Here is a 25,779-nt window from a genome sequence, read left to right on the forward strand (position 1 = left end):
GGCGCCGACATGTCATCCAAGTTCTTCATCGATCGCCCCATCTTCGCGTGGGTGATCGCGCTGTTCATCCTCGTGCTCGGGGGGGCGGCGATCACCAAGCTGCCGGTGGCGCAGTACCCGACGGTGGCGCCGCCGTCCATCATCATCACCACCGCCTACCCGGGAGCCTCGGCCCAGGTGCTCGAGGACAGCGTGCTGGCCGTCATCGAGCAGGAGCTCAACGGCGCGCCGGGCCTGATCTACATGGAGTCCAGCGCTGACGCGACCGGCGCGGGCACCATCACCGTCACCTTCGAGCCGGGCACCGACGTGTCGATCGCCCAGATCGAGGTGCAGAACCGCCTGAGCCGCGCCACGCCGCGCCTGCCGAGCTCGGTGGTGCAGCAGGGCGTGCGGGTCGACAAGGCCCGCGCCAACTTCCTGATGTTCGTCACGCTGATCTCCAAGGCCGGCACGTTCGATCCGGTGGCGCTGGGCGACTACGCGGTGCGCAACCTGCAGCCCGAGCTGCTGCGCGTGCCGGGGGTCGGCCAGGCCCAGCTGTTCGGCACCGAGCGTGCGATGCGCGTCTGGATCGATCCGGCCAAGCTGGTCGGCTACGGCCTGACGCCGGCGGACGTCAACGCCGCCATCCGTGCGCAGAACCTGCAGGTGTCGGCCGGCTCGATCGGCGGCCAGCCCAACGAGGCCCGCCAGACGGTCTACGCCACCGTCACCGTCAGCGGCCAGCTGACGTCGGTGCGCGAGTTCGGCCAGATCATCGTGCGCGCCAACGCCGACGGCTCGTCCGTGCGGCTCAAGGACGTCGCCCGCCTCGAGCTGGGCGGCCAGTCCTACGCCACCTCGATGCGCCTGAACGGCGTGACCGCCACCGGCATCGGCATCCAGCTCGCGCCGTCAGGCAACGCGCTGGCCACCGCCCAGGCGGTCAAGGCCCGCATGGCCGAGCTGCAGAAGTTCTTCCCCGAGGGCATGAGCTACGAGGTGCCCTACGACAGCTCGAAGTTCGTCTCGATCTCGATCGAGCAGGTCATCAAGACGCTGCTGGAGGCGATCGCGCTGGTGTTCGTCGTGATGTTCCTGTTCCTGCAGAACTGGCGCTACACGCTGATCCCGACCATCGTCGTGCCGATCGCGCTGATGGGCACCTTCGCCGTGATGCTGGTGGCGGGCTTCTCGATCAACGTGCTGACGCTGTTCGGCATGGTGCTGGCCATCGGCATCCTGGTCGACGACGCCATCGTGGTGGTCGAGAACGTCGAGCGCCTGATGGCCGAGGAGGGCCTGTCGCCCGCCGCGGCCACGCGCAAGGCGATGGGCCAGATCACCGGCGCCATCATCGGCATCACCGTGGTGCTGGTGAGCGTGTTCGTGCCGATGGCCTTCTTCGCCGGCTCTGTGGGCAACATCTACCGGCAGTTCTCGCTGTCGATGGTGGCCTCGATGCTGTTCTCGGCGCTGATGGCGCTGACGCTGACGCCCGCGCTGTGCGCCACGCTGCTCAAGCCGGTCGATCCGGAGCACCACGAGAAGAAGGGCTTCTTCGGCTGGTTCAACCGCGGCTTCAAGCGCACGACCCATGGCTACGAAGGCCTGGTGGCGCGCATCATCCGCAAGGCCGGTCGCTACATGGTCATCTACGTGGCGGTGGTGGCGGCGGTGGGCTTCCTCTACAGCCGCCTGCCGACGTCCTTCCTGCCCAACGAGGACCAGGGCTACATCGTGGTCAACGTGCAGCTGCCCCCGGGCGCGACGATCGGCCGCACCGAGGCGGTGATCAAGCAGGTCGAAGGCTTCTTCATGCAGCAGCCCGAGGTCGACAAGATCGTCGCGGTGCTGGGCTTCAGCTTCTCCGGTTCGGGCCAGAACGCGGGCATCGCCTTCGTGCCGCTCAAGGACTGGAGCGAGCGCCACGGCGCCGGGCATTCCGCCCAGGCGCTGGCCGGGCGGGCCTTCGGTGCGCTGATGGGCATCCGTGACGCGTTCATCTTCCCGCTCAGCCCGCCGCCGATCCCGGAGCTGGGCAACGCGACCGGCTTCACCTTCCGCCTGCAGGACCGCACCGGCCAGGGCCACGAGGCGCTGCTGGCCGCGCGCAACCAGCTGCTGGGCATGGCCGGCCAGAGCAAGGTGCTCGCCGGCGTGCGTCCCGACGGCCTGGAAGATGCCCCGCAGATCAAGCTCGACATCGACCGCGAGCGTGCGGCCGCCCAGGGCGTGGGCTACGACAGCATCGCCAGCGTGCTGGCCACCGCGTTCGGCTCCACCTACGTCAACGACTTCCCCAACCAGGGCCGTCTGCAGCGTGTGGTGGTGCAGGCCGAAGCGGCTGCCCGCATGCAGCCCGAGGACCTGCTCAAGCTCTACGTGCCCAACAGCAAGGGCCAGCAGGTGCCGTTCTCGGCCTTCGCCACCACCCGCTGGGTGACCGGTCCGATCCAGACCACCCGCTACAACGGCTACCCGGCGATGAAGATCGCCGGTGACGCCGCCAAGGGCTACAGCACCGGCGACGCGATGAACGAGATGGAGAAGCTGGCCGGCCAGCTGCCCCCGGGCTTCGGTTTCGAGTGGACCGGCCAGTCCCGCGAGGAGAAGCTCTCGGGCTCGCAGGCCATGATCCTGCTGGCGTTCTCGATGCTGGCGGTGTTCCTGTGCCTGTCGGCGCTCTACGAGAGCTGGAGCATCCCGGTGGCCGTGCTGCTGGTGGTGCCGCTGGGCATCCTCGGCTCGCTGCTGGGCGTGTGGATGCGTGACATGCCCAACGACGTGTACTTCAAGGTCGGCCTGATCACCATCATCGGCCTGTCGGCGAAGAACGCGATCCTGATCATCGAGTTCGCCAAGGACCTGATGGCCGAGGGCAAGGGCCTGCTGGCGGCGACGCTGGAGGCCTGCCACCTGCGCTTCCGCCCGATCATCATGACCTCGTTCGCCTTCATCCTCGGCGTGCTGCCGCTGGCCATCGCCAGCGGTGCCGGCTCCGCCAGCCAGCGGGCCATCGGCACCGGCGTGATGGGCGGGATGATCACCGCGACGGTGCTGGCCGTGTTCCTCGTGCCTGTGTTCTTCGTGGTGATCCGCCGCCTCTTCCCGGGCGGTCACGAGGTCGAACACCCGACGGGCGTCAGCTCCCACGTGACCGATGCCGCGACGGCCGGCCTGATCGCCGACCTGGAGGACAAGAAGTGAAGTCGACCCTGACCCTGACCACGCTGGCGCTGGCCGCAGCCCTGAGCGCCTGCACCAGCCTCGCGCCCGACTACCAGCGTCCGGCCGGCGCCGTGCCGGCCCGGCTGCCGGTGCCGGCCGAGACGGCGGTCGCGGCGCCGGCCTCGCCGATGGCCTGGACCGAGTTCGTGCGCGAGCCGCGGCTGCGCCAGCTGGTGCAGCAGGCGCTGGAGCACAACCGTGACCTGCGCGTGGCCGCCCTCAACGTGCAGCGGGCGCAGGCCCAGCTGGGCGTGACCCGGGCGGACCGCTGGCCGACGGTGGGCGCCGGCCTGAGCGGCTCGCGTGCGCCCAACAGCTCGGGCGTGCAGACCACCACCCTGCAGGCCGGCCTGCAGGTCAGCGCCTGGGAGATGGACTTCTTCGGTCGCATCGCCAGCCTGACCGACGCCGCCCAGGCCCAGCTGCTGGCCACCGAGGCCGGCCGGCGCAGCGCCGAGCTGAGCCTGGTGGCCAGCGTGCTGGCCGCCGACCGCACGCTGGCGGCCGACGAGGCCCTGCTGGCGCTGGCCGAGCGCACCGTCGCCTCGCGCGCCGAAAGCCTGAAGCTGACGCGCCTGCGGGATCACCACGGCGCCGCATCGCAGCTGGAGCTGCAGAGCGCGCAGAGCCTGTCCTCGCAGGCCGAGGCGACGCTGATCCAGGCGCGCCGCCAGGTGGCGCAGGACCGCAACGCGCTGGCCCTGCTGCTGGGCGCACCGGTGCCGACCGAGCTGCTGCCCGCGGCCGCGACGGTGGTGGTGCCGGGGGCCGATGCCGCCGCCACCCCCGAGGTGCTGGCCATCGTGCCCGCCGGGCTCGACTCGTCGGTGCTGCTGCGCCGTCCCGACGTGCAGCAGGCCGAGCAGCAGCTGATCGCGGCCAACGCCAACATCGGCGCGGCCCGGGCGGCGTTCTTCCCGCGCATCACGCTGACCGCCAGTGCCGGTCTGGCCAGCAACCAGCTGTCCAGCCTGCTGGAGGCGGGCAGCTTCGCGTGGACGATCGCGCCACAGGCGCTGCTGACCGTGTTCGACTACGGCCGCAACCGCAACAACCTCGAGGCGACCCGGCTCAGCCGCGACATCGCGGTGGCGCAGTACGAGAAGTCGGTGCAGAGCGCCTTCCGCGACACCGCCGACGCGCTGGCGGGCCTGGCCACCTGGCGTGACCAGCTCTCCGCGCAGCAGCGCCAGGTCGATGCCACGCGCGACATCCAGCGCCTGACCGAGCTGCGCTACAGCAACGGCGCGGCCAGCGAGCTCGAGCGCCTGGACGCGCAGCGCAGCCTGTTCGGCGCCGAGCAGCTGCTGATCCAGACCGCGCTGGCCGAGCAGCAGAACCGCATCGCGCTGTTCAAGGCCCTGGGCGGCTGATCCGCCCGGCCGTGCCCCGGGAGCGGCCTTCCGGCCGCCCCGGGCACGCTCCTCGCTTGTCTGCCGCGGCCCGACCCGCACAGGAGACAAGACGATGCGCACCTTCATCCAGGTCACCGAAATCTGGACCCCGAACGAGGATCGCACGGTGCTGCGCTACCACGACGGGCTCTACGGTCGCCACCAGACCTTCCGCCTGGCCAGCCAGAAGATGAGCTTTGGCTACGACGAAGGGCTGCCCGGGCGGGCCTGGGCCGCCCGCGAGCCCATCCTGCTCAAGGACCTGCAGCACTCCTACTTCCTGCGGGGCGAGGCGGCGGCCCGTGCCGGCCTGACCTGCGCGGTGGCGCTGCCCATCTTCGCGGGCGACTTCCTGCTGGCGGTGGTGGTGTTCTTCTGTGGTGCCGACGATGACCACGTCGGTGCGATCGAGCTCTGGCGCAACGATCCCCGCAGCGAGTGGGACATGGGCCTGGTGGACGGCTATTTCGGCATTGCCGAGAGCTTCCAGTGGGTCGCCGAGCACACCCGGTTCATGCCCGGCTTCGGCCTGCCGGGCATCGTCTGGCAGAGCGGCCTGCCCGAGGTGCTGCAGGACATGGTGCATTCGGCGCGTTTCGTGCGCCGCGACGACGCCCGCCGCATCGGCCTGAACAAGGGCCTGGGCCTGCCGGTCTTCTCCGACCCGCAGCGCCACCACGTGATGACCTTCCTGTCCGCGCTCGGCACCCCGATCGCGCGGCGCTTCGAGGTCTGGCGCCCCACCGAGGCCGATCCCGGCGTGCTCGAGTTCGCCAAGGGCGACTGCGACCGCCGCCCCGGCTTCGCGCTCGACTACCACGGCGTTCAATTGCCCCGCGGCAGCTGCCTGCTGTCCCGGGTCGCCGCCAGCGGCGTGCCCGCCGTCAGCGCCAGCATCGCCACCGAAGCCTCGCCGGTCGGCGAGTCCGCCCGCCAGGCCGAACTCGCCGAGATGCTCGCCCTGCCGGTCATCGAGCACGGCCGCCTCAAGGCGGTGGTGGGGTTCTATTTCTGAGCCTCACTCATGCCGCAGCGCCTCGATCGGATCGAGCATCGCGGCGCGGCGGGCGGGGAAGTAGCCGAAGACCACGCCGATGGCGGCGGAGAAGACGAAGGCCAGCAGGTTGATGCCGGTCTGGAACTCGTAGGCCACGCCCATCAGGCTGGAGATGCCGATCGAGGCGAGCGTGGCCAGCACGATGCCGATCAGGCCGCCCAGCGCGGACAGCGCGACCGCCTCGATCAGGAACTGCAGCAGCACCTCGCGCTCGAGCGCGCCGATGGCCAGGCGGATGCCGATCTCGCGGGTGCGCTCGGTGACGCTGACCAGCATGATGTTCATGATGCCGATGCCACCCACCAGCAGGCTGACCGCGGCCACCGCGCCCAGCAGCGAGGTCATCAGCTGGGTCGTGCCCGACAGCGTCTCGGCGATCTGCTTGGTGTCGAGCACGTTGAAGTTGTCGTCGTCGGCGGGGCCGAGCTTGCGGCGGTCGCGCAGCAGCTGGCTGACCTGGCGCGACACGGCCGCGCTGTCCGCCCCGTCCTGCAGCGAGACGAGCAGGGTGTTGACGGTGGTCTTGCCGGTGACGCGGCGCTGCGCGGTCTGCAGCGGCACGAGGATGGTGTCGTCCTGGTCCATGCCCATGGCGGCCTGGCCCTTGGCGCCGAGCGTGCCGATGACCTCGCAGCTGAAGGACTTGACCCGCACCTGGCGGCCCAGCACGTCGGTGCCGGCGCCGAACAGCTCACGCTGCACGGTCGCGCCCAGGATGCACACGGCGGCCCCGGCCTTGAGCTCGTCGCCGGAGAACAGCCGCCCGGAGGCGAGCGTCCAGTTGTTGGTCTGGAAGTAGCTGTTGGTGCTGCCGGTGACGGTGGTCGACCAGTTGCGGCCGTCGGCGATCACGGTCACCGCGCCCCGCACCTCCGGTGCCACCGCGGCGATGCCGCCGATCTCCACGGCGATCGCGTCGAGGTCGCTGAGGTTGAAGGGCGGCGCGCCGGCGCTGTCGCGTCCCGGGCCCAGGCGCTGGCCGGGGCGCACCTGCAGCAGGTTGCTGCCCAGGCTGGAGATCTGCGCCTTGACGGCCCGGGTCGCGCCGTTGCCGACGGTGACCATGGTGATGACCGCGGCCACGCCGATGACGATGCCCAGGATGGTCAGGAAGGAGCGCAGCAGGTTGCGGCGGATCTCGCGCAGCGACAGCAGCAGGGTGTTCCACAGCATCAGGCGGCTCCGGTGCCTGCGGCCGGCGCGGGCGGGCGCTGCAGGGCGGTGGGGTGCGGGTTGCGCTCGTCGCGCTCGATGCGCCCGTCGCGGAAATGCACGACCCGCCGGGCATAGGCGGCCATGTCGGGCTCGTGGGTGACCATCAGCACGGTGATGCCGTGGTCGGCGTTGAGCGCCCAGAGCAGTTCCATGATCTCGTTGCTGCGGGCGGAGTCGAGGTTGCCGGTCGGCTCGTCGGCCAGCAGCACCGTGGGCTGGGTGACGATGGCCCGCGCGATCGCCACCCGCTGCTGCTGGCCACCCGACAGCTCGGCGGGCGTGTGGTGCTCCCAGCCGGTCAGGCCGACCTGGGCCAGCGCGGCCTGGGCGGCACGGTGCCGGTCGGCGGCGCTTTCGCCGCGGTAGAGCAGCGGCAGCTCGACGTTCTCCTGCGCCGAGGTGCGGGCCAGCAGGTTGAAGCCCTGGAACACGAAGCCGAGGTGGCGCCGCCGCAGCCGGGCGCGCTGGTCGCGGCTGAGCTGCTGCACCTCGATGCCGCGGAAGCGGTAGCTGCCGTCGGTGGGCACGTCCAGGCAGCCGAGCACGTTCATCACCGTCGACTTGCCCGAGCCGCTCGGTCCCATGACCGCGATGAACTCGCCGGCCTGGATCTCGAGGTCCACGCCCTTGAGCGCCAGGAAGGCGGCCTGGCCGGTGCCGAAGGCCTTGGTGATGCCGCTCAGCCGGATCAGCGGCTCGGCCGTCGCGGCGGCCGCGGCCTCGGTCACGGCGCCGCTCCGGCGCTGCCCTGCTCGGTGATGACGGCCAGGCCTTCGCTCAGGCCCTCGCCGCTGACCTCGGTCTGGCGGCCGTCGCTGAGGCCGGCCTGCACCGCCAGCGCCACCGGCTGGCCGTCGCGCAGCACCCAGATCTGCTTGCTGCCGCCGCTGCTGCTGCCGGCCTTCTTGCTGGCGGGCGCACCCGGCGGGCGCGGCATCAGCTTCGACAGGATGCTGGTGCCACCCGCACCGCCGGGCGCGCCCCCCGTGGCCGCGCCGGCCGCGGCCGGCGTGAAGCGCAGCGCGCGGTTGGGCACCAGCAGCACCCCCTGGCGTTCGGTGGCGGTGATCTGCGCGGTCGCGGTCATGCCGGGGCGCAGGCTGAGGTCGTCGTTGGTGACGTCCATCAGCGTGGTGTAGGTGACGACGTTGTCGGTGGTGGTCGAGCCGTAGGCGACCCGCCGCACCGTGGCCGGGTAGCTGCGGCCGGGCCAGGCGCTGACGGTGAAGCTGGCCCGCTGCCCGTTCCTGACCTGGCCGACGTCGGCCTCGTCGACGTTGACCGACAGCTGCAGGCGGCTCAGGTCCTCGGCGATGGTGAACAGCGTGACCGCCTGCAGCGAGGCGGCCACCGCATAACCCGGGTCGACGCTGCGCGTCAGGATCACGCCGTCGATCGGCGAGCGGATCGAGGCCTTGGAGAGGTTGATCTCGTTGGTGCTGAGCGTGGCGCGTGCGCTGGTGACGTTGGCCCGCGCGCTGGCCTCGGCCGCGACGGCCTTGTCCAGCGTGGCGCGCGCGCTGTCGAGCTCGGTGGCCGACGGCACCTTGCCGCCCGACAGCCGATGCACCTCCTCGAGCCGCTGCAGGCTGGCGCGGGCCTCCTTGACCGTGGCCACGGCCTGCTGCACGGCGGCGTCGGCGGCGGCCACGGCCGCCCGGGCGCTGGTGATCTGGTCGCGCAGCTTGGCGGTGTCGAGCTCGACCAGCACCTGTCCCTGGCGCACCCGGTCGTTCACGTCGACCTGCACCCGCGCGACCGTGCCCGACAGCTCGCTGCCGAGGCTGACGGTGCGCGTCGACTGCAGCTTGCCGGTCGCGGTGACGGTGAGCTGCAGGTTGCCGCGGGCCAGCGGCTGGGTCAGGTAGCGGGGCTGCGCCTGGGCGGCGCTGCGGCCGAGCCAGAACCAGCCGGCCAGCGCCAGCAGGATCACGGAGGCCGCCAGCACCCAGGGCAGCGTGCGGCGCCAGGCGGGCCGCACGGCCTCTTCGCCCAGCAGGTCTTTCAGGGAGGATGCAGGGGTGGACATGTTCAGGAGGCGGTGAAAGTCGTCGGGGCGGTGGGGTCGGCCTGGTCGTCGGACCAGCCGCCACCGAGGGCCTTGTAGAGGCGGATCAGGTTCAGGCTGGCGTCGGTGCGGGCGCTGGCGAGGCTGTCGGCCGCGCTCAGCGCGCTGCGCTGGGCGTCGAGCAGCGTGCCGAAGTCGATCAGGCCGGCCTGGTAACGCTGCTGCGCCAGCAGCAGGGCGTTGCGCGCGGCCTCGTCGGCCTGCTGCAGCGCCTCGGTCTGGCGGTGGGTGGCGCCCAGCGCGACCAGCGCGTTCTCGACGTCCTCCAGTGCCGTCAGCACCACGCTGCGGTAGCTCAGCCGGGCCTGCTCCAGCACCTCCTGCTGCTGCTCGATCAGCGCCCGGCGCTCGCCGGCGTCCCACAGCGGCCAGCTCACGGCCGCCCCGATGGCGCTGGCCAGCGCGCCGGGTCCGGTCAGCGCGGCCAGCGTGCCCGCCTGCAGCGCCAGGCTGCCGGTGATGGCGAAGCTCGGCCAGCGCTCGGCGCGGGTGCCGGCCAGGCGCTCGGCCTCGGCGCGCAGGCTCCATTCGGCCGCCCGCACGTCGGGCCGCTGGCGCAGCACCTCGGCGGGCACGCCGGCGGGCAGCGGGCTCGTGTCGATCGGCAGGGCGCTGGTGTCGCCCAGCAGCGGCCGCAAGGCCTCGGGCGAGCGCCCCAGCAGCACGGCGATGCGGTGTTCGTACTGGGCGATTGCCGACTCGCGCGCGGGCAGGGCCGCGCGCAGCGTCTCGACGCTCAGGCGCGCCTGCTCGGCATCGAGCGAGCTGGCCAGGCCGGCCTGCACCCGCCAGCGCATCAGCGCCAGCGTCTCGTCCTGGGCGGCGAGGTTGTCGCGGGCGATGCCCAGCGCCAGCCGGGCCCCGCGCAGCTGCACGTGGGCGAGCCCGACCTCGGCGGCCAGGCCCATGCGGGTCGTGGCCAGGTCGGCGGCGGCGGCGGCCACGTCGGCCTCGCGGCCGCGCAGGCGGTCGGCCTGGGCGCCGTGGAAGTCGGGTTCCCAGCTGGCATCCAGCCCCGCCGACAGGCTGGTGCTGCCGACCTGGCGGGTCCGGCTGCGGCTGGCGCTGGCGCTGCTGCCCAGCTGCGGCGAATCGACGGCCTGCTGCTGGTCACGCAGCGCACGCGCCTGGCGCAGCCGGCTGCCCGCCAGCGCGAGGTCGGTGTTGGCCTGCAGGGACTCCTCGATCAGCGTGGACAGCAGCGCATCGTCGAAGCGCTGCCACCAGCGGCCCAGCGCACGGGCCTCCAGCGCCCCGGTTGCCTGCAGCACCGCCGTCGGGGTGGCGCTCCACTGCGCGGGCAGGGCGGGGGCTGCGGGCACCGCGGCGGCGGAGGCCGTCCGCAGGCTGGACTGGGCACAGCCCGGCAGCCACGGCAAGGAGGAGAGGCACAGCGCCAGCAGCGCCAGTCGGGAAACAGGGGGCATCGCTCGCATGGAAGGTCCGGTCAACCCCGTGCCGCCTGCACCCAGGTCCGGGGATCTGGCCATGGTTGTACCAAGCGCTGCCCGGCGGCTTGATGCCGCTCATGTAAAGAAGCTTGTCTTCAGGGGGCGATGACGAGCTGGCCGCGGCCAGCGTGTTTCGCTTCGTAAAGCGCGTGGTCGGCCCGGCGCAGCATGTCGTCGAGCGTCTGGTGGTCGGCGTGGAAGGCCGCCAGGCCCGCGCTGTAGTCGATCGGGAAGCCCAGCTCCTCGGTCGAGACCCGCCGCAGCGTCTGGCGCAGGCGCTGGTCCAGCGCGATCGCCGCGCCTTCGCGGGTGTGCGAGAGCAGCAGGCAGAACTCCTCGCCGCCGTAGCGTGCGGCCAGGTCGCCGGTGCGCAGCTGCTCGCGCAGCAGGCGTGCCACCAGCATCAGCGCGGCGTCGCCCTTGGCGTGGCCGTGCTGGTCGTTGACGACCTTGAAGTGGTCGAGGTCGAGCATCAGCACGATCAGCGGGTGGCCGTAGCGCCGCGCGTCGGCCAGCAGCGCGGCGGCCCGCTCGGACCAGGCCCGCCGGTTCAGCAGGCCGGTCAGCCCGTCGGTGATGGCCAGTGCGCGCAGCTGGCGCTCGGCCTCCTCGCGGTAGGCCATCAGCAGGCTGGCGGCCACCAGCAGCAGCGTCAGGTTGCTGACCAGCGCGGCGGCGATGTTGACCGGATGCGGGCTCTCGAAGTGCGGGTAGGCCGAGGTGAAGAAGGCGCCCAGCACGCCGCGCCAGCTGGTGACCACCGACTGCAGCGCCATCGCCAGCGCGAGCAGCGCGCGCCAGCGCCAGCTGGCCTGCTCGGTGGGGCGCAGCAGCTCGACGCAGAGCAGGCCCATCTGCAGAGCCAGCACCGCGTTGGCGATGCCGACCCGGAAGGCGTAGTGCTCGAAGCCCAGCGCATAGGCCAGCGGCATCAGCACGGCCAGGCTCCACATCGTCCAGTGGCCGTCGCGCGGACTGATCCAGCGCTGCAGCGCCTTCCACAGCAGCACCAGGCTGGCCGACAGCGCGGCCATCGACGCGGTCGACAGCAGCAGGTCGAACACGGTGCCGGCCCAGCGGGACGAGGCGATCAGGCACACCCAGCCGACCGCCTGCAGGCCCATCGACCACTGTGCCCGGCGGGCTGCGGCGCTCACCTTCAGGCCCATCAGCAGGGGCAGGGCGAGCGCGACGGCGATCAGGTTGACGGTGAAGACGACCAGCAGGGTGTGGACGTCGAGGTGGGAGAACACGGGCGGCGGTGACGATGGAGTGGGGTCTGGACCCAAATGTAACGGGCGGCGCCCTCGACGGCGCCGCCATCCCCCTCGACAAGGGCCCCGGAACGGGCCGAAGTGTTACTGGAACGCCACTTCCGCGAAGCTGCGCAGCTTGCGGCTGTGCAGCTGGTCGAGGCGCTGCTGGCGCAGCAGGTCGACCGCGTGCATGCCGATGCGCAGGTGCTGGTCGACCCGCTCGCGGTAGAAGTGGTTGGCCATGCCGGGCAGCTTGATCTCGCCGTGCAGCGGCTTGTCGCTCACGCACAGCAGCGTGCCGTAGGGCACCCGCAGGCGGAAACCGTTGGCGGCGATGGTCGCGCTCTCCATGTCCAGCGCCACCGCGCGGCTCTGGCTGAAGCGCCGCGCCGGCGTGCTCTGGGCGTTGCGGAAGGGCAGCAGCTCCCAGTTGCGGTTGTCGGTGGAGGCGACGGTGCCGGTGCGCATGATCTTTTTCAGTTCGTAACCCGAGAGCTGGGTGATCTCGGCCACCGCCGACTCGAGCGCGACCTGGATCTCGGCCAGCGGCGGGATCGGCACCCACAGCGGCAGCTCCTCGTCGAGCACGTGGTCCTCGCGCACGTAGCCGTGGGCGAGCACGTAGTCGCCCAGCTGCTGCGTGTTGCGCAGGCCGGCGCAGTGGCCGAGCATCAGCCAGGCGTGCGGGCGCAGCACCGCGATGTGGTCGGTGATGGTCTTGGCGTTGCTCGGGCCCACGCCGATGTTGACCATCGTGATGCCGCTGTGGCCGTGGCGCTTGAGGTGGTAGGCCGGCATCTGCGGCAGGCGGGGCGGCGTCGCCCCCAGCTCGTCGCCCGGCTCGGCGGCCAGGCCGGTGCGGCGCGTGACGACGTTGCCGGGTTCGACGAAGGCGACGTACTCGCTGGACTCGTCGGCCATCAGCTCATGGCCCAGGCGCACGAACTCGTCGATGTAGAACTGGTAGTTGGTGAAGAGCACGTAGTTCTGGAAGTGCTCCGGCACCGTGCCGGTGTAGTGGCGCAGGCGGTGCAGCGAATAGTCGATGCGCGGGGCGGTGAACAGCGCCAGCGGGTGGCGCAGCGGGCCGCCGTCCGCGCCCGGCTGGGGCTCGTAGGTGCCGTTGGCGATGCCGTCGTCCATCGCCGCCAGGTCGGGCAGGTCGAACAGGTCGCTCAGGCGGGCCCGGCGCTCGCGGCTCATCGAGCCTTCGATGTGGTCGTTCTCGGCGAAGCTGAAGTGCACCGGGATCGGCTGGTTCGACAGCCCGACCTCCAGCGCCACGCCGTGGTTCTGCAGCAGCAGCCGGAACTGCTCGCGCAGGTAGTGGCGGAACAGGTCGGGCCGGGTCAGCGTGGTCTCGTAGACCCCGGGGCCGGCGACGAAGCCGAAGGCCAGCCGCGAGTCGGCCCGCTCGACCGTGTCCACCCGCACCCGCACGAAGGGGTAGCAGGCCCGCACCCGTTCGGTCAGGTCACGCCCGCCGACGAACTCCTGCAGCGACTGCCGCAGGTGGGCGATGCCCGAGTCGTAGATGGCCTTGGCATGCGCGAGCGCGGCCTCGGCGTCGGTGAAGCTCTGGGTGGTGATCAGGGTGCGATGCATGGGCCATTGTCACCCTGACCGGCCGGTTTCTGCCGGGTTACAGGCGGCCCAGCAGCTCGGCTTTCTTGCCGATGAACTCCTGCTCGCTCAGCAGGCCGCGCGAGTGCAGTTCGCCCAGGCGTTCGATCGACGCGAAGATCGCGTCCGCATCGCTCGGTGCACCGCTGGCCGGAGCGGCCGGCGGTGGCGCCACCGGTGGCGGCGGGGCGTAGGTCACCGGCTCGAAGGGCGGCGGGGCGATCGCCGGGGCCGGGATGGGCATCGGGGTCTGCACGGCCTGGCCGTTGCGCATCACCACCGGCAGGCTGCCCAGGTCGACGGTGCCGTACTGGCTCGACAGCGTGATGCCGCTGCCCGAGCCCTGCTGCTGCGAGAAGCCGCCGATGTGGTGGTCCAGCGTGTCGTAGACCCACACGTCGCCGCCGCTGTCGACCGCCAGGCGGCGGCTGTCGGCGAACCAGGCGTAGCGCAGCTGGTTCTGGCCGCCCGAGGCGCTGGGCGAGCCCAGGCCGTCGGGCCACCACGAGGTCGGCGCGACCGGCGCGGGGATCAGGTCGCGCTGGCTGGCCAGCAGCTGGCTGAGGTCGTTGCACAGCGCGTCGACCCGGCCCTTGAGCTGGTTGTTGAACATGTCGCCCAGCATGATCATGCCCCCGCGCATCCACTGGCCGCTGCCGGCGAACTCGCCGTGGCTGAACTGGGCCATGCTGCCGTTGCCGTGGTAGACGGCCCACAGCATGTGCGTGGTCGCGTCGATGCTGAAGCCGTGGCGGGATGCGATCTGCGCGATCGCCTGCTGGCCCTGCGGGCTGAGTTGTTGCATGTCGGGCTGCTTTCTTGGGGGCTGGGAGGCGGCCCCGGATGGGACCAGACTATCAGACTGTGATGGCGGAGCCGGGGTTCAGGGTGACGCGGGGTCGGCCGCGGCGGCGTAGCGCTCGCGCCCGGGCTGGGCCTTGCAGGGCTGGCGCAGCACCCGCAGCAGCTGCCGGGCCTCGCCGAGGTCGCCGGCCTCGGCCTGCCGGACGGCCTGCTGCAGCAGGTGCTGGCGGGGCACGTAGAGCGGATTGACCCGGTGCATGCGGGCGGCGCGGCCGAGGTCGTCGATGCTGCCTTCGGCGACCAGGCGGGCCCGGTAGTCGCGCACCCAGGCGTCGAATTCCGGCAGCACCCGCGCGAACGAGTCGCGCACGCCGTGGGCCACCCGGTCGGACACCGCCTGGATCAGCGCCAGCGCCCGGAAGGTGCGGGTGAAGTCGCAGCGCCCGGCCTGCATCAGCGTGAGCAGGCGGTTGAGCAGCGCCTGGTCCTCCGGCCGTTCGGTCGCCAGGCCCAGCTTGGCGCGCCAGCGCAGCATCACCTCGCGGTTGTACCGGGCCGAATAGGCCGGCAGCAGCGCCTGGGCCAGCGCGCGCGCCTGCGGCCAGTCGCTGCGGTCCTGCTCCCCGGTCTCGTGGGCCAGCAGCGGCAGGCAGGCGTCGAGCAGGCGCTCGCAGTTCCAGCGCCCGACGCGGGCCTGTTCGCCGTAGGCGTAGCGGCCTTCGCCATCGGCCGGATTGCAGACGTGGTGATCGCGGAAACGCTCCATGAAACCGAACGGGCCGTAGTCGAGCGTCAGGCCGAGCACGGAGAAGTTGTCGGTGTTCATCACGCCGTGGCAGAAGCCCAGCGTCTGCCACGTCGCGATCAGCCGGGCGGTGCGGCCCAGCACGTCGGTGAGCCAGCGGCCATGGCGCTGCGGCGTCCCGGCCAGATCGGGCCAGTGCGCCGCGATGACCTGATCGGCCAGCCGCAGCAGGCCGTGGAACTCGGTCGCCGGCGGGGGCAGGGCCGTGCTGCGCCGGTTCGCCCCGGGCGCGCCCAGCCCCCCGAGGCCGTGGTATTCCAGATGGCCGAAGCGCACGAATCCGGGCGCCGTGCGACACAGCACCGCGGCCGGCTCCGGGCGCTCCCGCTCGATCACCAGTCCGGTGCCCGTCAGGCTGAGCGCGCGGGTGGTGGGCACGCCCAGCGCGGCCATGGCCTCGCTGGCGAGGTATTCACGCAGCGCCGAGCCGAGGGTGCAGCGCCCGTCGAGCCCGCGGCTCCACGGCGTCGGGCCGCTGCCCTTGAGCTGCAGCTCGGTGTGGTGGCCGGTGGCGGCGGTGATCTCGGCGATCAGCAGCGCACGCCCGTCACCGAGCTGGCGCACCGGGTTGCCGAACTGGTGCCCGGCGTAGACCGAGGCGGTCGCGCCGTAACCCGGCCAGGGGTGCTGGCCCGACAGCACCGCCAGTCCGTCGGGGGTCTGCAGCCAGTCCAGCGGCAGGCCGAGCTGCTGGGCCAGCGTCTCGTTGTAGAGCAGCGCGTGGGCGCCGGGCACCGGCTGGGGCGCGACCTCCACCGACCAGGGGGCACCGAGGGCCGCCCATCGGCGGTCCGGGGGCGTCAGCAGCTCGGGCAGCGGGGCCGGGCTGCGGGGAGGGGCGGGGTCTCGAAGGATCACGGAAGCACTGCGGGTCGACGGGGCCGGGCGGGTTGACCGCGATGGTGGGGCGCCAGCATGTCAGCCGTGCGGGTCCGATCGGGACGGTGCGGCGACCTGCCGGCGCGGGCGGGGCATTCACGCCCGCAACGCATGCAAGACGGGTGCCCGTCAGCCCGGCGTCGGTCGCACGGCCGCGTAGAGCCAGACGTCGCGTGGCTGGTCGCTGATGTTGGGGTGCAGGCTGTGGCGGCGCATCAGGCCCTCGCGCTCGAAGCCCTGGCGCTCGAGCAGGCGCGCCGACGCCAGGTTGTCGACGTCACACACCGCGTCGATGCGCCACAGCCCCGGGTGCAGGCGCCAGGCCTGCTCCAGCACCGCGGCCAGCGCCTCGCTCATCAGCCCCTGTCCCCAGCGGTCGCGGGCCAGCAGGTAGCCCAGCCGCAGGTGGTGTGCCGGCCCGTCCAGCCGCTGCGGGGTCAGGCTGACCAGGCCGATCGAGCGCGCCGGACTCGCCGGCTCGTCGGTCAGCAGCAGCCAGGTCCATGCACTGCGCTTGTGCCAGCGCGACTCCTCCCAGCCCAGCTGCACCCGGGTCTGGTGGGCGTCGGCGTGCGGGCGCAGGCCGAGGTAGCGCAGCACGTGCGTGTCGCGGGCCCAGCCGTCGTAGGCCGCCGCGGCGTCACTGGTGCGGGGCGGCCGCAGCCGCAGTCGGGGCGTGTGCAGGTCCGCTTGCATGCGCCGGGACTAGCCAGCCGCGTGCCAGCCCGGGTCGGCACGCCTGGCTCGGAAGATGCATCGAGGCGTTCATGATCACCGCACCGATGTTGGATTTGATACAACGCGCCGGCGAAGGTGTGCTGACCCTGACAGAAGACGTCAGCGAAGCCGACTTCCTGCGCTCCCGCCTGACCCGCAACGAGACCCGCCGCCAGATGGCCCTGCTGGCCGACAGCCTGCTCGGCCTGCCCGAGGCCGCCCGCGCCTGCATGCCCGAGATCGACTGGGCGATCTGGCACACCACCCGCGTGGAGCTCGACCGGATCGGCCCCACCCACGACGAGGCGCTCTGGTTCGGCGCGCGCTCGCTGGTGCCGGCGACCCTCAGCTGGCTGCGGGTCTACCGCCAGGAAAGGCCCGAGCTGTTCCGCTGGGGCTGAGCACCCGGGTCGGCCCCTCATCGGGGGGCTGCTGTCCGACATGTAAACAAATGCAAAATGTGTGACGTTTACCTGTGAGACCGACCCCCTTCCATGACCGCACCCGGCGCGCCCGACTCCGCTGACGCTTCACCCCTGTTCCGATCCGAGGTCATCGAGGGCCGCCGGCCGCAGATGACCGGCGAGGTCCTGCTCACCGCCCGCCGGGCCAGCCGCTGGGCGGCCGGGCTGGCCGGGGTGTCGGCGCTGGCGCTGGTGACGCTGGTGGCGGCGGGCAGTTACACCCGGCGCGCGGCGGTGTCGGGTTACCTGGCGCCCGACCAGGGGGTCGTGCGCCTGTATGCCCCCGCCACGGCCACCGTGCTGGAGCAGCGGGTGCGCGAGGGGCAGCAGGTCGATAAGGGCGAGGTGCTCTACGTGCTCAGCACCGACCGCATCGGCCCGGGCGAGGTCGACTACCAGCAGGCCATCAGCGGCACGCTCGAGGAGCGGCGGCGTTCGCTGGAGGTCGAGCGCCAGGCCGTCGACGGGGCCGGGGTGGTCGACCTGCAGGCCCTGCGCCAGCGGCTGCAGGTGAGCCGCCACGAGCGTGAGCAGCTGGGCCGCCAGCTGCAGGCGCTGGAGCTGCAGATCCAGGGCGCCGAGGAGACCCGGCTGCGCTACCGCGACCTGTTCCAGCAGGGCCTGGTGACCCGTGACGTCTGGCAGGACAAGGAGCGCGAGACGCTCGAGCTGCGCCAGCGCCTGCAGGGCCTGGTGCGCGAGCAGCTGGCGCTGCAGCGCCTGGGCGTGGAGCTGGGCCAGCAGCTGGAGGCCGCCCAGGCCCGCCGGGTGACGCAGCAGCAGTCGCTCGGCCGTGAGCTGGCGGCGCTGCGCGAGCAGTACACCGGCTCCGAGGCGCGCCGCCGGGTGATCGTCACGGCGCCCCACGGCGGGCGGGCGACCCTCGTGCAGGGCCTGCCCGGCAGCACCGTCGACGGCAGCCGTCCGCTGCTCACGCTGCTGCCCGAGCAGGTCACGCTGCAGGCCCAGCTGTATGCGCCCAGCCGGGCGGTCGGCTTCATCCGGCCCGGCACCTCGGTCTGGCTGCGCCACGAGGCCTATCCGTACCAGAAGTTCGGCCACCAGGAAGGCGAGGTGGTGTCGGTGTCGACCTTCCCGGCCGAGCTCGACGAGCTGGTCGGCCTGGCCGCGTTCGCCGATGCCGCCAACCGCGAGCCGCTGTACGCGATCACGGTGCGCCTGCGCAGCCAGTCGATGCCGGTGCAGGGCCAGGCCCAGCCGCTGAGGCCGGGGCTGCGTGTCCAGGCCGACCTGATGATGGAGCGGCGCCGGCTCTACGAGTGGATGCTCGAGCCGCTGTTCGGGCTGCGCCGGGCGGTGTCGCTGTGAGCGCGTCCTGGCGTTCGCCGCTGCAGGACAGCCTGCGCATGGCGCTGGCGATGCGTGCCGGCGTGCCGCTGGTGCTGCAGACCGAGGCGGCCGAGTGTGGCCTGGCCTGCCTGGCGATGGTGCTGGGCCATTTCGGCGTGCGCACCGATCTGGTGGCGCTGCGCCAGCGCCACCAGGTGTCGATGGCCGGGGTCACCCTCGGCGGGCTGATCGGCATGGCGGCGCAGGAGCAGCTGGGCACCCGCGCGCTGCGCCTGGAGGTCGACGAGCTGTCCCAGCTGCGCCTGCCCTGCGTGCTGCACTGGGACCTGGGGCACTTCGTGGTGCTCAAGTCCTGCGATGCGCGCTCGGCGGTGATCCTCGACCCGGCCCGTGGCGAGCGCCGGGTCGGGCACCACGAGCTGTCGGCGCATTTCACCGGCGTGGCGCTGGAGCTGTGGCCGGCCGAGGGCTTCCGGCCGCGCAGCGAGCGCACCCGCGTGTCCGTGCGCCAGCTGATCGGCCAGATCCGCGGCGCCCCGGCCATCGCCGTGCAGCTGCTGACGATGTCGATCGCGCTGGAGCTGTTCGGCCTGGCCCACCCGCAGTTCATGCAGTGGGTCACCGACCAGGTGCTGGTGTCGCGCGACGAGCCGCTGCTGACCGTGCTGGCGCTGGGCTTCGTGCTGATCACCGTGGTGGAGCAGGGCCTGGCGCTGATGCGCTCCTGGCTGCTGGAGACGATCTCGGCGTCGGTGCGCCTGCAGTGGCGCAGCAACGTGCTGCGCCACCTGATGCACCTGCCGGTGACCTGGTTCCAGAAGCGCCACCTGGGCGACGTGATGTCGCGCTTCAACGCGATCGACCACATCCAGCAGGTGCTGACCACCACCTTCGTCGAGGCCACGCTCGACGGCGTGATGGCGCTGTTCGCGCTGGTGCTGATGGCGCTCTACAGCCCGAAGCTGGCGGCCGTGGCCGTCGCCTCGGTGCTGCTGTACGTGCTGGTGCAGGCGCTGCTGTTCAAGCCGCTGCTGCGCGCCCGCGAGGAGGAGATCGTGCGCGAGGCGACGCAGTCCTCGCACGTGCTGGAGTCGCTGCGCGGCGTGCGGGCGCTCAAGCTGTTCGGGCGCCAGGCCGAGCGGCTGGCGCACTGGCAGAGCCTGCTGGCCGCCGAGCTCAATGCCGGCCTGCGGGTGCGCTCCATCCAGCTGCTGCGTGGCCTGGCGCGCGGCCTGACGTCGGGCCTGGCCACGATCGCGCTGCTGTGGCTGGGCGCGGGCGACGTGCTGCAGGGTGAACTCACGCTGGGCATGCTGCTGGCGTTCATCGCCTACCGCACGCAGTTCGACACCCGCATGACCGACCTGGTGGCCCGGCTGATGGACCTGCGGCTGCTGAGGCTGGAGGCCGAGCGCCTCGCCGACATCGTGCTCACGCCCACCGAGCTGGCCGAGCAGGGCATCCACCGCCTGGCCCACCTGCCGCTGGGGGCGGCGCGCCAGGTCAGCTTCCGGCAGCTGCGCTTCCGCTATGCCGACCAGGAGCCGTTCATCCTCGACGGCATCGACCTCGAGATCCCGGAGGGCCAGTGCATCGCCATCGTCGGCCCGTCGGGCTGCGGCAAGACCACGCTGATCAACCTGCTGCTCGGCGACCTGAAACCCACCAGCGGCGACGTGCTGGTGGCCGGCGTGTCGCTGCAGCGCCTGGGGCGCACCGCCTGGCGGGGCGAGCTGGCCGCGGTGATGCAGGACGACGCGCTGTTCGCCGGCACGATGGCCGACAACATCTGCTTCTTCGACCCCGAGCCCGATCACGCGCTGATCGAGCAGGCGGCCCGGCTGGCCGCGATCTGGGACGACATCACCGCCATGCCGATGGGCCTGCAGACGCTGACCGGCGACATGGGCACGACGCTGTCGGGCGGGCAGAAGCAGCGCATCCTGCTGGCCCGCGCGCTCTACAAGCGGCCCCGCGTGCTGGTGCTCGACGAGGCGACCAGCCACCTCGACGTGCTGCGCGAGGCCCGGGTCAACGCCGCGATCGCCCGCATGGGCATCACCCGCATCGTCGTGGCCCACCGGCCGGAGACGGTGGCCGCCGCCTCGCGGGTGGTGGCCCTGCAGTCCGGCCGCATCGTCTTCGATGGCGCGCCCGCCGAATACCTGGACCGGCTGCGGCGCACGCCGCCATGAAAAAAGCCGCCCGCAGGCGGCTTGGCATGACGGCCCGGGCCGATCAGCGGCAGGTCGGGGCCGGAGCCGGCTGGCAAGGAGCCGGTGCGGGGGCCGGGGCCGGCGCGCAGTAGCTGCTCGACTTGAAGCTGAACAGCGAGAAGATGGACTTGAACAGACCACCGGTCAGGCAGAACGTGCCACCGGAAACGGCTTGCAGTTCGTTGCTCTTGAGTTCGCGCATGGTGAAACCTCCTGATGACTTTAAGGACAGGCGCCGTGAGGCGCCGCGGCGTCGCTCCACATCGATCCGGGACTGCAATCATTGGTACGACGGGGTCCAGTTTCCATCAGGCCGAAACACTTTGCAACATTTGTTTACATTTTGGGGCGCCGCGCAGGGAAATGCACCTCGATTTGAGGGGGCGGCCGGTCTGCGGCAGAATTTTCACCCCCTGGAATCGAGGTCGCTCAGTAGGTGTACACGCCTCGACCGGTCTTGCGGCCCAGCCGGCCGGCGGCGACGTATTCCTTGAGCAGCGGGCAGGGCCGGTACTTGGAGTCGCTGAACTCCTTGAAGTAGACGTCCATCACCGCCAGGCAGACGTCCAGGCCGATCATGTCGGCCAGCGCCAGCGGGCCGATGGGCTGGTTGCAGCCCAGCTTCATGCCCGCGTCGATGTCCTCGGGCGTGGCCAGCCCTTCGGCGAACACGAAGAAGGCCTCGTTGATCATCGGGATCAGGATGCGGTTGACCACGAAGCCCGGGGCGTTCCTGACCGTGATGGGGCTCTTGCCCAGGCGCTGGGCCAGGTCCTTGACGCGGTCGTGGGTCTCGTCGCTGGTCTGCAGGCCGCGGATGATCTCCACCAGCGCCATCATCGGCACCGGGTTGAAGAAGTGCATGCCGATGAAGCGGTCGGCGCGCTTCGTGGTGGCGGCCAGCTGGGTGATCGAGATCGAGCTGGTGTTGGTGGCGACGATGACCTCCGGGGCCAGCAGGGTGTCGAGCTGGTTCAGGATCCTGATCTTCAGCGCCTCGTTCTCGGTGGCCGCCTCGATCACGAACTGGGCCGCATGCAGGTCCTCGTAGTTCGTCGAGCCCTTGATCAGCGCCAGCGCGGCGTCCTTCTGCCCGGCCGTGAGCTTGTCCTTCTTGATGAGGCGGTCGAGGCTGCCGGCGATGGTGGCGACCCCCTTGGCCACGGCCGCCTCGTTGATGTCGATCATCACCACGCCGATGCCCGCCTGGGCGCACACCTGCGCGATGCCGTTGCCCATGGTGCCTGCACCGATGATGCCCACTGTCTGGATGCTCATGAAGGATTCCTCTCCGTGTTGGGATGAAAAAGCACGACCGTTCGATAGCGCCAGAGATTTTGCCTCGGGCCCGCGGGCCACAGTTCATAAAATCTCGGCTCCGCTTGCGCGACCACACCAGAACCGATTCCATGACCGACGCCCTCTCCAAGTCCTTTGAACCGTCTCCGATCGAGGCCCACTGGGGGCCGCTGTGGGAGTCCAGCGGCGTCTACGAGCCCACGCTGGACCCGGCGCGGCCGAGTTTCTGCGTCCAGCTGCCGCCGCCCAACGTGACGGGCACGCTGCACATGGGTCATGCGTTCAACCAGACCATCATGGACTCGCTGACGCGTTACCACCGCATGAGCGGCGACAACACGCTGTGGGTCCCAGGCACGGACCATGCCGGCATCGCCACGCAGATCGTGGTGGAGCGCCAGCTGCAGGCCCAGGGCATCAGCCGCCACGACATGGGCCCGACGCCGGCCGAGGCGCGCAAGAACTTCGTCGCCAAGGTCTGGGAGTGGAAGCAGCAGTCCGGCTCGACCATCACGCAGCAGATGCGCCGCATGGGCGACAGCGTGAGCTGGCCGCACGAGTACTTCACGATGGACGACAAGCTGTCCAAGGTGGTGACCGACACCTTCGTCAAGCTGTACGAAGAAGGCCTGATCTACCGCGGCAAGCGCCTGGTGAGCTGGGACCCGATCCTGAAGTCCGCCGTGTCGGACCTGGAGGTCGAGAGCGAGGAGGAAGACGGCTCGCTGTGGCACATCCGCTACCCGGTGGACGGCTCGGACGAGTCGCTGGTGGTGGCCACCACCCGCCCCGAGACCATGCTGGGCGACACCGCCGTGATGGTGCACCCGGAAGACGAGCGCTACACCCACCTGATCGGCAGGCAGGTCAAGCTGCCCGTCACCGGCCGCCTGGTGCCGGTGATCGCCGACGAGTACGTGGACAAGAGCTTCGGCACCGGCGTGGTGAAGGTCACGCCCGCGCACGACCAGAACGACTACCAGGTCGGCCTGCGCCACGGCCTGCCGATGCTGACCATCTTCGACCTGGCCGCCAAGGTCAGCGCCCATGAAGCCACGGACATCCCGGCCGAGTACGTCGGCCTGGACCGCTTCGTCGCCCGCAAGCAGCTGGTCGCGCGCTTCGAGGCCGAAGGCCTGCTGGTCGAGGTCAAGAAGCACAAGCTGATGGTGCCGCGCTGCGCCCGCACCGGCCAGGTGATCGAGCCGATGCTGACGGACCAGTGGTTCGTGGCCATGACCAAGGCCAGCCCGAGCACCGGCAAATCCATCGCCCAGGGCGCGATCGAGGCGGTCGAGTCCGGCGACGTGAAGTTCGTGCCCGAGAACTGGGTCAACACCTACAACCAGTGGATGAAGAACATCCAGGACTGGTGCATCTCGCGCCAGCTCTGGTGGGGCCACCAGATCCCGGCCTGGTATGGCGAGAGTGGCGAGCTGTTCGTGGCCACGTCGGAAGAGGACGCCCGCGCCAAGGCGACGGCCGCCGGCTACACCGGCGCGCTCAGGCGCGACGAGGACGTGCTCGACACCTGGTACTCGTCGGCGCTGGTGCCCTTCAGCACGCTGGGCTGGCCCGAAAAGACGATCGAGCAGGACCTCTTCCTGCCGTCCTCCGTGCTGGTCACGGGCTACGACATCATCTTCTTCTGGGTCGCCCGGATGATCATGATGACGAAGCACTTCACCGGCAAGGTGCCGTTCAGGCACGTCTACATCCATGGCCTGGTGCTCGATGCGCAGGGCAAGAAGATGAGCAAGAGCGAGGGCAACGTGCTCGACCCGGTCGACCTGATCGACGGCATCGACCTGGCCCCGCTGCTGGACAAGCGCACCACGGGTCTGCGCAAGCCCGAGACCGCGCCCAAGGTGCGCAAGGCCACCGAGAAGGAATTCCCCGAGGGCATCCCGGCCTACGGCGCCGACGCGCTGCGCTTCACCTTCGCCGCGATGGCCACGCTGGGCCGCTCGGTCAACTTCGACAGCAAGCGCTGCGAGGGCTACCGCAACTTCTGCAACAAGCTGTGGAACGCGACGCGTTTCGTGCTGATGAACACCGAAGGCCAGGACTGCGGCCTGCAGGAGCACACGGCGGCCGACTGCGCGGGGGGCTACCTGAGCTTCTCGCCGTCGGACCGCTGGATCACCGGCGAGCTGCAGCGGGTCGAGGACACGGTGGCCCGCGGTTTTGCCGATTACCGCCTCGACAACGTCGCCAACACGATCTACCAGTTCGTCTGGGACGAGTACTGCGACTGGTACCTGGAGATCGCCAAGGTGCAGCTGCAGGTGGCCAAGGAGGCCGGCGACGAGGCTTCGGCCCGCGGCACGCGACGCACGCTGATCCGGGTGCTGGAGACCACGCTGCGCCTGCTGCATCCGGTGGCGCCGTTCATCACGGCCGAGCTGTGGAACACGGTGGCGGTGGTGGCCGGACGCAAGGCGGCCGACTCGAGCGACACGGTGGCCACGGCGGCCTACCCGGTCGCCCAGCCCGGCAAGATCGACCCGGTGGCCGATGCCTGGGTGGCACGCCTGAAGGACGTGGTCGGTGTCGTGCGCAACCTGCGCGGCGAGATGGGCCTGTCCCCGGCCGAGCGGGTGCCGCTGCTGACCTTCGGGGATGCCGACTTCATCACCCAGGCCGCGCCGGTCATCCGGGCGCTGGCCAAGCTGGGCGAGGTCCAGGTGATCGCCGACGAGGCGGCCTTCGCCACGGCCACCGAGATGGCGCCGGTGGCGGTGCAGGGCGCGGCGCGCCTGGCGCTGAAGGTGGAGATCGACGTGGCCGCCGAGCGCGAGCGCCTGGGCAAGGAAGTGGCGCGCCTGGAGGGCGAGATCGTCAAGGCCAATGCCAAGCTGGGCAACGAGAGCTTCGTGGCCCGGGCTCCGGCCGCGGTGGTCGAGCAGGAGCGTGCGCGTCTGGCCGACTTCAGCGCGACGCTGGCCAAGCTGCGCCAGCAGCTGGAGCGCCTGGCGGCCTGATCAGGCCCGAGGCCGTGGGGCCGGCCGGTGGCGCGGCCACCGGCTTCATCGGCTCGTCGGTGGCGTGGCTGGCCCGGCGGGTGCCGCTGCGGGCGACCGCCGGGGTGCAGCGCAGGATCTCGTCGAGCCGCCGGGCCACGCCCCAGGCGCTGCGCAGGCGGGACTCGCGCGTGTAGCTGGCCAGCCGCGGCGTCGTCATCAGGCCGCGCACCCGGTGCAGCACCTGGCCGGGCGCCTGCAGGTCGAGTTCGGCCTGGTCCAGCCAGGCCGAGGTCATGCGTCCGCTGCCCAGCACCCGGGCCAGCGTCGCGTGGTCGAACAGCGCGGACGAGGCGGTGCACACCAGCACCTGCCCCGGCTTGCACGCCGCCAGGTTGCGCTCGCCCAGCACGCCGCGGTAGCGGCTGAAGTAGGCCAGGCCGACGCAGACCACGTCGGCCGTCTCGAACAGCTCCCGCAGCGCGATCGGCTGCACTTCCCACTCGTCCCAGCGGCGGTCGCTGGCGTGCACCGTCGGGTCGTAGCCGATGACGGTGCAGCCGAACGGCCTCACCAGCTGGGCCAGCCGGCGGGTGGCCGCCGTCATGCCCACCAGCCCGATCGTGCTCTGGCCGAGCTCGCGGCCGGCCAGCCGCCCGAGGTCCTCCGGCGCGGGTCGCAGCAGCGACAGCACGGCACCCAGCATGAATTCGGCCTCGGCGGGCACGGTCGCGTCCATGCAGCGCACCACTTCGATGCCGGCCCGCTTGCAGGCGGCGTGGTCGATGTTCTCGGGGCCGCCGACGATGCGCCCGATCGCCCTCAGCATCACGGCCTGAGCCAGCGTGCGTGCGTCGACGCGGGTGCGTGCGGGCAGCATCGCCGCACGAGCCTGCGAGAGGGCTTCTTCGAGCAGGGCGGGCTCATCGGCCAGCCGTGGCGCATAGTGCAGTGCGTGGCGGCTGTCGAGCCACTGCAGCACATCCGCCTCCAGCGGCTCGGCGATGAGCAGATCCATGATGAATATATTCAAATGTTTCACGA

19 protein-coding genes are annotated in these 25,779 nt (G+C 71.3%); 7 read left to right on the forward strand and 12 right to left on the reverse strand.

The annotated features are described in order from the left end of the window. Nucleotides 1-9: 9 nt before the first annotated feature. From C7444_RS13765 to C7444_RS13775, 3 genes are all read left to right on the forward strand, one after another. Nucleotides 10-3,192 carry an efflux RND transporter permease subunit gene (locus C7444_RS13765; protein ID WP_110401429.1) on the forward strand — a complete coding sequence of 1,061 codons (3,183 nt, stop codon included), beginning with the start codon at nt 10-12 and terminating at the stop codon, nt 3,190-3,192. Further along, the gene (locus tag C7444_RS13770) at nt 3,189-4,586 is read left to right on the forward strand and encodes an efflux transporter outer membrane subunit (protein WP_110401430.1); all 1,398 of its coding nucleotides are present in this window, start codon (nt 3,189-3,191) and stop codon (nt 4,584-4,586) included. The genes C7444_RS13765 and C7444_RS13770 overlap by 4 nt, the downstream gene beginning before the upstream one ends. 94 nt (nt 4,587-4,680) lie before the next feature. Further along, the gene (locus C7444_RS13775) at nt 4,681-5,622 is read left to right on the forward strand and encodes a GAF domain-containing protein (RefSeq protein WP_110401431.1); all 942 of its coding nucleotides are present in this window, start codon (nt 4,681-4,683) and stop codon (nt 5,620-5,622) included. A 3-nt stretch (nt 5,623-5,625) separates the two neighbouring features. On the opposite strand, the gene C7444_RS13780 is transcribed toward C7444_RS13775, so the two are convergent. The 9 genes from C7444_RS13780 to C7444_RS13820 all read right to left on the reverse strand — a co-directional run bounded on the left by C7444_RS13780 (nt 5,626) and on the right by C7444_RS13820 (nt 16,461). Then, nucleotides 5,626-6,837: an ABC transporter permease gene (locus tag C7444_RS13780; RefSeq protein ID WP_110401432.1), complete on the reverse strand. Its 1,212-nt coding sequence runs from the start codon at nt 6,835-6,837 to the stop codon at nt 5,626-5,628. Then, the gene (locus tag C7444_RS13785; RefSeq protein WP_110401433.1) at nt 6,837-7,607 is read right to left on the reverse strand and encodes an ABC transporter ATP-binding protein; all 771 of its coding nucleotides are present in this window, start codon (nt 7,605-7,607) and stop codon (nt 6,837-6,839) included. Before C7444_RS13785 ends, C7444_RS13780 begins: the two co-directional genes overlap by 1 nt. Beyond that, the gene (locus tag C7444_RS13790) at nt 7,604-8,908 is read right to left on the reverse strand and encodes an efflux RND transporter periplasmic adaptor subunit (RefSeq protein WP_110401434.1); all 1,305 of its coding nucleotides are present in this window, start codon (nt 8,906-8,908) and stop codon (nt 7,604-7,606) included. The genes C7444_RS13785 and C7444_RS13790 overlap by 4 nt, the downstream gene beginning before the upstream one ends. Nucleotides 8,909-8,910: 2 nt before the next feature. Next, on the reverse strand, nt 8,911-10,374 hold the full coding sequence (locus tag C7444_RS13795; RefSeq protein WP_245909566.1) for an efflux transporter outer membrane subunit: 1,464 nt from the start codon (nt 10,372-10,374) through the stop codon (nt 8,911-8,913). Between the two features lie 119 nt (nt 10,375-10,493). Next, a complete protein-coding gene (locus C7444_RS13800; RefSeq protein ID WP_245909567.1) occupies nt 10,494-11,651 on the reverse strand; it encodes a GGDEF domain-containing protein in 1,158 nt (385 codons plus the stop codon). Nucleotides 11,652-11,756: 105 nt separating this feature from the next. Further along, nucleotides 11,757-13,259: an AMP nucleosidase gene (locus C7444_RS13805; RefSeq protein ID WP_110401436.1), complete on the reverse strand. Its 1,503-nt coding sequence runs from the start codon at nt 13,257-13,259 to the stop codon at nt 11,757-11,759. Nucleotides 13,260-13,296: 37 nt separating this feature from the next. Further along, nucleotides 13,297-14,082 (reverse strand): SHOCT domain-containing protein, encoded by a 786-nt coding sequence (locus C7444_RS13810; RefSeq protein ID WP_110401437.1) that lies wholly within the window; start codon nt 14,080-14,082, stop codon nt 13,297-13,299. 78 nt (nt 14,083-14,160) lie between these two features. Continuing rightward, nucleotides 14,161-15,744 (reverse strand): protein adenylyltransferase SelO, encoded by a 1,584-nt coding sequence (locus C7444_RS13815; protein ID WP_211317558.1) that lies wholly within the window; start codon nt 15,742-15,744, stop codon nt 14,161-14,163. Between the two features lie 150 nt (nt 15,745-15,894). Continuing rightward, nucleotides 15,895-16,461 carry a GNAT family N-acetyltransferase gene (locus C7444_RS13820; RefSeq protein ID WP_110401438.1) on the reverse strand — a complete coding sequence of 189 codons (567 nt, stop codon included), beginning with the start codon at nt 16,459-16,461 and terminating at the stop codon, nt 15,895-15,897. An 86-nt stretch (nt 16,462-16,547) separates the two neighbouring features. On the opposite strand from C7444_RS13820, the gene C7444_RS13825 reads away from it, so the two are divergent. The 3 genes from C7444_RS13825 to C7444_RS13835 all read left to right on the forward strand — a co-directional run bounded on the left by C7444_RS13825 (nt 16,548) and on the right by C7444_RS13835 (nt 20,452). Then, nucleotides 16,548-16,883 (forward strand): hypothetical protein, encoded by a 336-nt coding sequence (locus C7444_RS13825; RefSeq protein WP_245909568.1) that lies wholly within the window; start codon nt 16,548-16,550, stop codon nt 16,881-16,883. 93 nt (nt 16,884-16,976) lie between these two features. Beyond that, complete coding sequence (locus C7444_RS13830) at nt 16,977-18,275, forward strand: HlyD family secretion protein (RefSeq protein ID WP_110401440.1); 1,299 nt, start codon at nt 16,977-16,979, stop codon at nt 18,273-18,275. Next, entirely contained in the window at nt 18,272-20,452 is a 2,181-nt protein-coding gene (locus C7444_RS13835) for a peptidase domain-containing ABC transporter (protein ID WP_245909569.1), read from the forward strand. The genes C7444_RS13830 and C7444_RS13835 overlap by 4 nt, the downstream gene beginning before the upstream one ends. 43 nt (nt 20,453-20,495) lie before the next feature. On the opposite strand, the gene C7444_RS13840 is transcribed toward C7444_RS13835, so the two are convergent. Together C7444_RS13840 and C7444_RS13845 are read right to left on the reverse strand one after the other, a co-directional pair. Beyond that, a complete protein-coding gene (locus C7444_RS13840; protein WP_110401441.1) occupies nt 20,496-20,675 on the reverse strand; it encodes a hypothetical protein in 180 nt (59 codons plus the stop codon). 227 nt (nt 20,676-20,902) lie between these two features. Continuing rightward, on the reverse strand, nt 20,903-21,751 hold the full coding sequence (locus C7444_RS13845) for a 3-hydroxybutyryl-CoA dehydrogenase (protein WP_110401442.1): 849 nt from the start codon (nt 21,749-21,751) through the stop codon (nt 20,903-20,905). Nucleotides 21,752-21,882: 131 nt separating this feature from the next. On the opposite strand from C7444_RS13845, the gene C7444_RS13850 reads away from it, so the two are divergent. After that, nucleotides 21,883-24,756, forward strand: a complete 2,874-nt coding sequence (locus C7444_RS13850) for a valine--tRNA ligase (RefSeq protein WP_110401443.1) — start codon at nt 21,883-21,885, stop codon at nt 24,754-24,756. Here the strand turns inward: C7444_RS13850 and C7444_RS13855 are convergent. Next, nucleotides 24,704-25,753 carry an NAD(P)-dependent oxidoreductase gene (locus C7444_RS13855; protein WP_110401444.1) on the reverse strand — a complete coding sequence of 350 codons (1,050 nt, stop codon included), beginning with the start codon at nt 25,751-25,753 and terminating at the stop codon, nt 24,704-24,706. The genes C7444_RS13850 and C7444_RS13855 overlap by 53 nt on opposite strands. Nucleotides 25,754-25,779: the final 26 nt, after the last annotated feature.

Source organism: Sphaerotilus hippei (assembly GCF_003201595.1).
Taxonomy (GTDB): domain Bacteria; phylum Pseudomonadota; class Gammaproteobacteria; order Burkholderiales; family Burkholderiaceae_C; genus Sphaerotilus; species Sphaerotilus hippei.

Excerpts from the sequence above, each read along its gene's own strand:
- C7444_RS13765 (WP_110401429.1), top strand. The coding sequence starts at position 10 with ATGTCATCCAAGTTCTTCATCGATCGCCCCATCTTCGCGTGGGTGATC.
- C7444_RS13775 (WP_110401431.1), top strand. The coding sequence starts at position 4,681 with ATGCGCACCTTCATCCAGGTCACCGAAATCTGGACCCCGAACGAGGAT.
- C7444_RS13780 (WP_110401432.1), bottom strand. The coding sequence starts at position 6,837 with ATGCTGTGGAACACCCTGCTGCTGTCGCTGCGCGAGATCCGCCGCAAC.
- C7444_RS13790 (WP_110401434.1), bottom strand. The coding sequence starts at position 8,908 with ATGTCCACCCCTGCATCCTCCCTGAAAGACCTGCTGGGCGAAGAGGCC.
- C7444_RS13795 (WP_245909566.1), bottom strand. The coding sequence starts at position 10,374 with ATGCCCCCTGTTTCCCGACTGGCGCTGCTGGCGCTGTGCCTCTCCTCC.
- C7444_RS13805 (WP_110401436.1), bottom strand. The coding sequence starts at position 13,259 with ATGCATCGCACCCTGATCACCACCCAGAGCTTCACCGACGCCGAGGCC.
- C7444_RS13810 (WP_110401437.1), bottom strand. The coding sequence starts at position 14,082 with ATGCAACAACTCAGCCCGCAGGGCCAGCAGGCGATCGCGCAGATCGCA.
- C7444_RS13820 (WP_110401438.1), bottom strand. The coding sequence starts at position 16,461 with ATGCAAGCGGACCTGCACACGCCCCGACTGCGGCTGCGGCCGCCCCGC.
- C7444_RS13825 (WP_245909568.1), top strand. The coding sequence starts at position 16,548 with ATGTTGGATTTGATACAACGCGCCGGCGAAGGTGTGCTGACCCTGACA.
- C7444_RS13830 (WP_110401440.1), top strand. The coding sequence starts at position 16,977 with ATGACCGCACCCGGCGCGCCCGACTCCGCTGACGCTTCACCCCTGTTC.
- C7444_RS13840 (WP_110401441.1), bottom strand. The coding sequence starts at position 20,675 with ATGCGCGAACTCAAGAGCAACGAACTGCAAGCCGTTTCCGGTGGCACG.
- C7444_RS13845 (WP_110401442.1), bottom strand. The coding sequence starts at position 21,751 with ATGAGCATCCAGACAGTGGGCATCATCGGTGCAGGCACCATGGGCAAC.
- C7444_RS13850 (WP_110401443.1), top strand. The coding sequence starts at position 21,883 with ATGACCGACGCCCTCTCCAAGTCCTTTGAACCGTCTCCGATCGAGGCC.
- C7444_RS13855 (WP_110401444.1), bottom strand. The coding sequence starts at position 25,753 with ATGGATCTGCTCATCGCCGAGCCGCTGGAGGCGGATGTGCTGCAGTGG.